The 8,523-nt window shown below is 58.9% G+C and carries 1 protein-coding gene; it reads right to left on the reverse strand.

The annotated features are described in order from the left end of the window. Positions 1-25 precede the first annotated feature (25 nt). Positions 26-8,512 carry a DUF5801 repeats-in-toxin domain-containing protein gene (locus K325_RS0109850; RefSeq protein WP_211218146.1) on the reverse strand — a complete coding sequence of 2,829 codons (8,487 nt, stop codon included), beginning with the start codon at positions 8,510-8,512 and terminating at the stop codon, positions 26-28. Positions 8,513-8,523 lie beyond the last annotated feature (11 nt).

Here is an 8,523-nt window from a genome sequence, read left to right on the forward strand (position 1 = left end):
ACAAGAGAGACCCCCGGCCCAAGGCCTACTCGATGATCACCGAAACCGACTCCATGATCTTCAGCTCAGCACTCTCGCCGGCCATGGTGTAAGTCACGAGACCATCGGTCGTGGTTCCTTTAGTCCATCCGCCGGACAGAGTGACCGAGTCGTCGGCATCACCCAGGATACTAAGCGTATTGTCCTCGTCGGTTATGGCGATGACATCCTCCAGACGCAGGGCACTCACCTCATTGGCACCATCAATCCCCAGATCCAGGGTCTCGATGTTCTTCAGGGTACCCGCCAGTGTTGCACCGTCCACGTCTTCTCCCAACCGCAGAGCCACCACGTCATCGCCAGACCGGCCATCCACCAGGGCACCGGTGAACAACAACTGGTCATTGCCGGTGGTACCAAACTGGCTGGTAATATCGGTGACAACCGATTCCCAGTTTGTCCAGTCTGAGGTCGCACCGTTGGCCGACTCCTCAGTTTGAGCCCGAACTTCAAGGTTGCCCATGTCGCTCTTCGCCTGCACAAACCCAAGCTCTTCCGCCTGTTTGCTGGTCAGTCCACGGATGGTATAGGTGTCTGTGGCTGCATCGTACGCCACGGCGGCCGGATCGTTCAGCAACGTATTGCCCAGATAGAACGCTGCGTGCTCCCCTAAACCACGCAACTCCAGCGTCAGGGTTTCCGTGGACTGGTCTGTCGCTCCAACCGACACAGGGTCGACCAGCTCATGGTTGAGGTTGAGCCCTATGATGTCGCCCTCATCCCCAAAACTCGGCGTTGGGTTAATGGTGACACCATCCGCCACGGGCGTTACCACCAGATCAAAGCGGTCCTCGCTGACCAGTTGGTTATCCAGGCTGACTTCGCCAGACAGGACCTGGACAATCAGGTCAGACAACGTACCGCTCCAGTTTTTCGGTGGCATGATCCCCACATAACCCGGCACTGAACCGTCACCAAGCAGCCAGGTGTTGGTTACACCGTCTCCACCGGCGTTATTCGACAGCTCAGCCAGGCTCGCATCGGCCGCACTGTCCCCCACAAACACCAGGAAACCTTTTGGCAGATTCCTCAGGAGTACGGTACCAATGTCCTCCGAGCCATCGGTGTCCTGCAATCCGCTTCCCCCAATGTTCAACGCAATCACGTTGGACTTGTCGGGCGCCGCTTGCTGATCCGGGTTTTCCTGACCGGACACATCACCAACCTGCACATCGTAGCCATTGTTCACAGGAACCACATGACCGGTTTCAGTAACACTGCCGGTCGCGACGTTGGCAGCCCCGTTTTCCTGACCCTGAGCCCAGGCAGACAAGTCCACAGACCCACTGACGTAGGGGCCGGAGGGCGAATAACGGATCACCGCTCCGGTACTCGGATCCACGCCCTCGATCACGTAGTACTCGCCATCCGGCACGCCCGCCACTCCGGATACCGTCGTTTTCACCAACGGATTTCCATTCGCGTCGGTCAGCGTACCCGTTGCGGGCATCCCCCCTTCATCCAGCTGCAGGTAGAGCTTTCCATCTACCAGAGCCCAATCCGGGTTATCCGCGGCATTATCCAACTGGATGCGGAACTCCAGGTCAGAGCCTTCCGTAACATCTGGCGCGTTAATGGTGATGTCCACCGGATCACTCACCGGAGTGACCTGGCTGATGACGGGCGTTTCTTCCTCACGACTGTAACCATCCGGAATGTAGGTGGTCAGTTTCGCGTCAAAACGGAAATCGCCTTTATTGGAGTTCCAGTGCTCCGGCGGCGTTATCCGGATCTGATTGAGCAGATCCTGAAGGTCCGCATTATTACTCTGGCCCGACACGGTCCAGACGGTCTGGCCGTTAATCACCGTCGAGGTCATCCCGGTCACTTCTGTGCCTGCAGGCAAACCACTGAGGGTAATATTAAATTCATTCCCCGGTACACCATCGGCAATCTGGCCGTTCATCAGGTCCTGCAGTGAAAACTCCGTGTCTTCCGTGGGGCTGAAGCTAGTCTGCTCCCAGTTCAGAATTTCCGCAGGCAGATCAGGCTCGCCAGTACCAGTGAAATCCGTGGTCAGGGTAACACTGGTGCTGGCAGTCAACGGCTGACCGTTTCCGGCATCCTCGGTGGTGATGGTCACACCAATCGGCGCATCCACCAGTCCTCCGGCTTCGCCAGGCACTCGCAACGTGACGGTGTGGCTGGCGTTACTGCCAACGCTGGCATCGGTAATAAGCAGCCACTGGCCGTTACCAATAAAGTCTGCGTTTTCCACCATCACACCCGGTGGGACGTTATCAAGGAGCACCCGAATCAGGTGTTCACTGCCATCGTAATCCCCACCCTTGTTGCCGATATCAAGGTCAAACGAGAGCAGGCCAGGGGCGGTCATGGTCAGATCACTGCTGCCATCCACCGCCAGAACCGGCTGGTCGGTCACCGGGACAACCTCAATCTCATAGCGGTAATCCGGTGACTCCTCAACCGTCGCGGCGACAGAGCCATCGGTACTCGGGTCCTTCACCTCGTACCGCACTCCGAAGTCGGCGGTACCGTGCCAGTTGGGCGCGCCCTGCAGATGAACGTTCCCCAGCAGGCTGTCATCCAGCTTGTACCAGCCATCCTCAAGGATAATGCCCGGCATCCCCGCATCCGCCGCTGCGTCAGCCAGGGATTGGCCATCGATGGTCAGTGAGTAGTTCAGTGCGCTATCAACATCTGCAGCGCTGATCCACACAGAGGCCAGGACTTCATCTGTGTCACCGTTCTGGTGCTGAATCCCGAAGTCCACAAGCGTCGCCGTGTCCTCCGCCGCCGAGGTCGACAGGTTCATCCCGGCTTCCGGAGACGGCGCAATTTCTACCTTCACCGCGTGTTCTTCGGTCAGAGAATCGCCATCATCCTCAGTTGTGACACTGTACAGGGTGAAGTCCGTACTGCCGCTGAAATTCGGCGGTGTCGTTATCCGGATTCCGTCGGGCCCCAGATTATCCAGGGCTGCCTTGCTGAAGCTCCATTCCCCATTTCCCAGATAAACAACCCCGTCACCCTCGATCCCGAAGTCCGGGTTGAGATTGCCGATCCGGAAGCTCAGAACTTCGGAGCCATCCTGGTCCACCAGTTCCGCCTTGTTCAGCAAATCCCGAAGGAAAACACCGCCTGCAGACTCAACACCTGCCTCGGTAAAGGCCTGTTCACTCACGGGTTTAACCTGAATGTCAGCAGAATCCGCGACCCCTTTGGGGGTGACCTCGATGGTCAGATCAAACGGATCCGAGACATCGGTCTCAACCGATCCATCCGGCAAGGTCACCGAGTCGACCGACACGGTGCTCACGTTCAGGGTAAACGGATCGTTGGAATGCTCAGGCGGCTGCACTTTCATCGCCTCGCCAAGCTTCGGATCGAAGTCCTCAATCTCTGCGCGCCAGGTACCGTCGCCGTTGTCCACAATGACAATACCTGAAGGCAGTCCGGTTGATCCCGGGAACAGCTCCTGCCCGTCATACGTCAACGTCGCGCCCTCTGGTACCCCACTGATGGTAACGTTGAACGTTTCAGACGGATCTGAGCTTTTTGGCCGGATCGACAGATCCATCGCTTCATCTTCGTTACCCGTCACACGGGCCGTCAGCGTGGTGGTGACGGTATCTGCACTGGGCTTGATCAACACGTTGGTCAGTAACGCGTCGCCGGAAACCGCTTCCACAACCTCACCAGTATCGGGATCGGTATCCTGAGTAACCGCTTCCACCTGTATTCTGAACATGCCTGAAACGTTGGGCGGTGCCAGGAACGTCAGGGAATCCAGAGACTCCACCGGGATATCCAGAGGATCACCGGTGAACGTCAGAGACACCGTCTTACCACTTCCGTCCGTGTACTCGAAACGGGACCCCAAGCCATCCGTTTCATGGCCGTTTTCATCGATCAGTTTTGGGGTAACCCGGGCAAAGACGGCCTCATCACCGTCCTGATTCGCCCAGCCGGCCTCAAGACTGAAGCCGTTCTCAAGGCCGAGGTTAAAGGGAACGTCTTCCTCTCCCGGGGTTGTGTAGTCATGGCCCGGCGTCATGGTGAGGTCAGGATTACCGTCTCCATCCGTATCACCCGCAGCGCCGGAGTCCACGATCTCTGCCACCGGGGTAACAACCACCTTCACGGGGAGTGAGACTGTCTCAGGGTCCGACTTTTCTGCTACACCATTCACCGTCTGGGTATCTGTGGTCGTGATGCTCAGGTCGATGGTTTCGTCCAGACTGCTGTGAGGGGGCGGTGTAATCATGAAACCATCAAGGATCGCCTCACGATCAGCTTCTGACAGCGCGGTTCCGGGGTTGTCATCAAACTCGATTCTGTAGGTGCTGCCCCCTGAGCCATCACCGGTAACTGACCACCCGCCGGAAGCGGGCGGTGCAACCACCTCCCATCCCGCAGGCACAACAAACTCTATGCTGTTGATCACTTCCGCACCGGTGCCGGTGTCTGTGACACGGACGCCGCTCAGAAACGCCACCGCAGTATCTTCCGGTGTTTCCACATCGGTGACCGCCACATCCCCGCCTTTGGGGTTAACCTTGAGGTCAATCACAACGCTGTTGTTGGTCAGATCGGCCTCAGCCACCCCGTCACTGCCTGGCACGCCTCCGTCAAAACCATCGCCATCTTTGTCCTGAGCATTAATGGTTACGGTAATTCCATCAAGGTCACCACTGAAATCCGCAGCAGGGCCGATTTCGATGTCGGGGAAGCTGTCAATGCCTCCCGTCTGGCCAGTGGCCTGAATGGTCGTGCTGGCACCAGGCGCCAGTTCCGTGCCGTCCACCAGAATGCTGGAACCGGTGGTATTTTCAATGGTGATGGAACGCGCTTCCGAGCCATCAAGATCCTGGAAGCTGGTTTCCAGCACCTGCTTCACGTTAAAGCTGCTGTCTTCCTCAACCGTTATGGTTGCCTTGGTATTGCCATTCGCACCGCCGTAGACAATGTCGTCGACGCCCGTGACAGCGCTGGTATCCTTCGAGGTATCAAAAACCAGAGCGGCGTCATCGGTCACAGCCTGAACCTGGACATTGACGCTCGCGGAGGAAGATGCCCCCGGGATCAACGTCCCTGTAGAGTTGCCACCCCCATCCAGTTCATACAGCCGATCACCGTTTTCATCCACCTCATAACTGGTGGCCGACACAGTAATCTCGAAGTTTTCGTGGCGATGTTCCGGCGGCAACACCTGCAGGCCTTCAAAGTCCGCCTGGGTCATGGACAGGTCACCGGCGGCCCCGGTGACATGACTACCGTCCGTAAGTACCACCGTTACACTGCCACCCGGGCCAAAGGTATGGAGCACGGTTGTTCCGTCACTGGCCAACAACTGGGCCCCCTCCGGGAAGCCGCTCAGGGTAATCTCTCCCAGCCGCTCCGGGGAATCCCCGAGACCGGTATTCTGATCGCTGTTGTCGGTCACCTCAGGAGCCTTAAGCCCTAGCGTGGCAGGCTCATCTTCCAGCGTCGGCACATCCGGGCTATCGACCACAACCGTTGGCGCATCAGCCACCGGGATGACCGTGACCGATACGTCGGTGGTCGTCGAGTTTCCACTGTCATCGACCACCACCACTTTGAAGCCGTCGGAACTGCCACGGTTGCTGTAGTTTTGGTCCGGCGTATAGGTGATCTTCCCGTCCTGATCCACCGTCAGTGTGCCGTGGCCAACGTCGAAGGTTTTGGTGCCATCGCCATTGTCCGTGCCGGTCACCGTTGCACCGCTGGCATCCTGAATTTCAATTTTATCCAGGCTGGCATCGGCCGAGGTTGTGAACGGGCCAAACGCCGTATCTTCTGGCGTTACAATTTCGTACTCGGTTCTCGGGGTATCGTCGACCACATTAACCTGGAAATACCCTTCGGCGGTGTCGCCATCACCATCCTGAGCTTCATACTCGAATCTCAGCTGATGATCCTGGGCAGAATCCGGGTGATTCATCGCCCCTTTCAGCTCAAAATGATAGGACGGCCCCGCCGGGTCCAGTGTCACGACAAAAATCTCGTCAGCACCTCTCGACGCCGTCAGCACCCCATCCACAACAGTAATGGTTAGGTCGCTGTTCCCGGTCGCATCCAGCCAGGAACGCAACGAGCCTTGATTCTGGGTAAATACCAGAGAGCCTTCGCCATCCTCTCCGAAGCTTGCAGGCAAGGTTCCTGTTGCCACCAGGCCGCTACCGTCCGCAACACTACCCGTCGGCAAGCCTTCCTCAGCAACCGTGGCCGCTGAGGGCTCTCCATTCACTTCCGGGCCATCATCCCGGAACTGGAACTGCCCTCCAACGCTCACTTCATCACTGGCGGTGGTGTCACCATCACCGTCGGTGGCGTTGGCGACCAGCTTGACCGAATCGTTGGTCAGCCGAACTGAGTCATCGTGTGCGGAGGCTGTGTCTCCGGCGACCGGGTGGGAAACCGGCCGGTGCTGCGTCAGCTCAACTTCACCTGTAACCGCGTTGATCGCGATATCGAGGGCCTTCGTGCCAGCAGGGTCTGCACTGCCGGAAGCCCCAATGCGGCCCACAACCACACCGTTTTCTGTGTACAGGTAAATCGACTGCCCCGTTGCGGTGTCGACCAACCCACTGTCGATACCCTCGCTACCCGCTTTCAACAGATACGTTGTCCCTGCGTCACCGTCTGCACCATAGTTCACACCGAAGACACCGGTAACAAAGTTAGGATCGTTGGCAGAGACCGGGCCGGTGTCCAGGCCAGACTCATCCACCTCCAGCGCACCCAGCTGGCCGTTATCCACCGTAATTACGGGCCGATCATCCACGATCTGGACAACCACGGTGTTCTCCACCGTGTTGCCGTAGGCGTCGGTCACGGTGTATGTGAAGCGGTCTGTTTCGTCCGCACCGGCCACGTCGGTGGTGGCTCCGTTCAGGGTGTAGCTGAACGTACCGTCCGCGTGGATGGTGAACTGTCCGAAGCCATTCTCACCCGGCCCGCTGGTCTCACTGACCACGGTCCAGCCGTTCTGGAGTTCCAGCGGCGCTCTGGAGATCGTGTCCGTGCCGTCCCCCGAGGCGGTGCCGGTCGACAGGCCCGCTTCGTAAACCACGCCGGTGGTCTCGTCGCTGTCGACGGTCACGTCCGCCACGTTGATGGTCAGGGTCGCCGTGGTTTCATCGCCATCAGCATCCCGGACGGTGTAAGTAAAGACGTCTTGGGCATCGGCCGTGATGCTGTCCGGATGCGCCTGGTAGGTGTAGCTGCCATCCGGCTGGAGCGTCAGGGTACCGTAAGCGCCGGTAATGACCGTTCCAACGCCGCCGGTGCTGGCGGTTCCGGTATCCCCGGACGCCACACCCACTACGCTGCCGGCGCCAGCCCAGCCATCGGCTCCGGCCAGATCGTTGGCGAGCACGCCAGTGCTGGGACCCACGTTCAGGGTGTCGCCTTCTGTCACGCTGGCGGTGTCATTAACGGCCTGAGGGGCGTCGTCCACAATATCAATCACCAGCTGGCCTGACGGCAACACATCTCCGTCCTGATCCTCAATTTCCAGATCAAACCGGACCTGATTGTTGTCACCAGTGGTAGGGCCACTCAGGGTGTAGCTGTAATGCACGATCCCTTCGCCGGTCGCCGGGTCGTAGCTGTAACGAGCCGTCAAACCATCCGAAAATGACTGGTCCACGTCAGTCAGGCTATGCCCACCAAGACTGATCGAAGCGACGCCGTCCGGCGAGGTGAAGCGAATCGTGCCCGAAGCAGTTTCCTTGCCAGAGCCGCTTTCCGTTCCACCCGACAGACCCGACTCGTACACGGTGGTGGAAGCTCCACCCGATGAAGGAATCTCAGCAGAGGGGACGCCGTCCGGAAGTCCGATGGTCAGGGTCGCGGTATCGGTTCCACCCTCCCCATCGTCGATGGTGTAGGTGAAAACGTCCTGCACGCCGCCCGGAGAGCCCGGTGAGCGTTGATAGGTATAGCTGCCGTCCGGTCTAACCTCCAGTGAACCGTACTCGCCAACAATCGTTAACGTTCCCGATCCATCGTCTGACGCTGTATTACCAGGGCTGTTGTTACTGGCAACCCCCGTCACCGATAGCGCATCCCCATCCGGGTCGTGATCGTTTGATAACAGTCCATCCACCACGCCTTTCACCAGCGGGTCGTTGCCGCTGACATTCCCCGCATCGTCGGCCGCCACCGGGGCCGGATTGGTCACCGTCCATGTGAAGGTCTGGTCGACGGTTGCGCCCTGGCTGTCTGTGGCTGTGATCGTGACCTGATGCACCCCGTTGGTACCGCCCTGGCTCGCCGAAGGGGCCGGCGTGCCGGTGATCCGACCGGTAGCCGAATCCAGAGTCAGGCCATCGGGCAGCCCGCTGGCGGTGTAGGTCAGGGTGTCACTGGTGTCGCCGTCGGTGAAGTACCCGGAGACGTCCAGGTCGGTGATGGTCACGTCATCAACGTCGGCCTGATTCGGAATCGAGCCCGAGGTTTTCGGGGCTTCGTTGGTCCCGGTCACGGTCACGGTGA

This window comes from Marinobacter daepoensis DSM 16072, assembly GCF_000421165.1.
Taxonomy (GTDB): Bacteria; Pseudomonadota; Gammaproteobacteria; order Pseudomonadales; family Oleiphilaceae; genus Marinobacter; species Marinobacter daepoensis.